The organism is Janthinobacterium sp. SUN211 (assembly GCF_030587315.1).
Lineage (GTDB): Bacteria > Pseudomonadota > Gammaproteobacteria > Burkholderiales > Burkholderiaceae_D > Janthinobacterium > Janthinobacterium kumbetense.
The window spans coordinates 1-1,859 of record NZ_JAPWIC010000024.1 but is presented as its reverse complement, the minus strand read 5'-3'; the positions used below and the strand labels follow the sequence as shown (position 1 = coordinate 1,859).

Here is a 1,859-nt window from a genome sequence, read left to right as displayed (position 1 = left end):
GGTTGGCGCGCGCATTGAGCTCGCGGTAAGTCAGCGACTGGCCTGCAAACTTGACAGCCTCCGTTTCAGGGCAGTGCAGCGCCTGTTGCTCGAACAGGCCATGCAAGGTCTGCGCGTGCTCATGCTCCTGCGCGTGCGCGGTACTGTTCCATTCCAACAGCAACTGTTCGCGTTCCTGCGGCGGCAGCACCGAAATGCTGGCTACAACCTGGTCCGGCTGCGACTGCAGCGCCCGCACGATACCGGTCAGCGCCTGCTCCAGATAGGCGATGACCCGTGCCGGCGCCACGCTGCAATGGACGTGCGCATCGATCAGGAACTCGTCGCCGAGGTCATCGACCGAGATCGTCATGGGATAGTTGGTGCGCTCCTTGAAGGCGATCAGTGCAATATCGCGCTCGTCGGCATCGGCTTCGGCCGCTTCCTCGGACGGCGCGGTGTGCCGGTAGTTCAGGATCGCGCTAAATAGCGGAACGCTGTTTTCCAGCCCGCTGCAGCGCTGTGCCAGCGTCAGCGGCGCCTGCTCGTATGGCAGCAGTTCATGCAACGCGGTTTCCGTCCGGGCCAGCATATCTGCCACCCCAAGACCTTCGAGCTTCATCCGCATTGGCAGCGTGTTGATGAACATGCCCAGCATGCTGCGCGCTCCGGCGGTGCCTTGCAGGCGGCCAGAGAACACCGTGCCGAAGACGACATCATCGCGACCGCTGCATGCTGCAACCACCAGCGCCCAGGCCGCGTGGAACAGCGTCGCGGGACTGGTCTTGCGCTGGCGGGAGATTCGTCGGATGCTGCCAGCCAGAGTAGCATCCACGGCCTTGCGGCATTCGGCGATCTCGGTGCCGTCGCCATGCACGTCGAGCAGCTTGAAGGGTGCAGTCGCTTCGGTCACATCGCCCAGCATCTCGCCAAAGAAGCGCTCGGCATCGTTATGCCTGGCCTGGTGCAGCGAATGGGCGACAAATTCGCGGTAAGGCACCGTTTCCGGCAGGTGTGCCGTCTTGCCGCGAAGATGGGCCTGGATCTCCGTACCCAGGATGATCGACGAGGTGACGTCATCAATCAGGTGGTGAATCCTGAACAGCACATGCACCTTCCAGGAATGCGGATCCCGCACCGCGCTCACCTGCAGCAGCGGCGCCCGGGAAAGATCCATCGGCTTGTCGAAGCCTGCCTTGAGCTGGTTTTCTGGGGTCGTCTCCGGATCTGCTTCTATCATCTCGACCTGCAGGTCCACATGCTTGTGGACGACCTGCACCGGCAATGGCAGGTTCTCCGACAAGATGGCGGTGCGCAGCACGTCATGCCGCGCAAGCACTTGGCGCAAGGCGTCCACCAGAGCATCGAACTGCGCCGGCGAATCGACGGAGAACAGCGATGGCAGGATATACGGGTCCTTCTGGCGGTGCATCTGGTGGTAGAAGTACATCCCCTCCTGCAAGGGCGCCAGCGGATAGATGTCCTGCACGTTGGCCGCGCCACCGGGCACGGTGGCCACGATCCGGTCGATCTCGTCCTGGCTCAAGTCGATCAACGGCAGCATGTCCGGCGTGATGTGCGCGCACGCAGCAGGAATGCGGTTCGGCGGGGCGACGAAAGGCCCCTCCCCGGCGTCCGCCGCCATGTCAACTTTGGCCGCCAGGTCCTCCAGCGTGGTGGCGGCGTACACCGTCTTCACATCGGTCCGCAAGCCGGCCTGCTGCATCGCCGACAGCAGTTGCACGGCCAGCAGAGAGTGGCCGCCCAACTCGAAGAAGTTGTCGTGGATGCCGACACGTTCGACCTTGAGCACCTCCGCCCAGATCGCCGCCAACTTCTGCTCCGTTTCGCTGCGCGGCGCCACATACCCGGCCTGCGAC

Annotated in this window: 1 protein-coding gene; it reads right to left on the bottom strand. The window is 63.6% G+C overall.

All coding sequences use genetic code 11. From position 1 onward, the window contains the following. Nucleotides 1-1,859: condensation domain-containing protein (locus O3301_RS28550; protein ID WP_305058157.1), on the bottom strand; the 1,859-nt coding region annotated here is incomplete at both ends.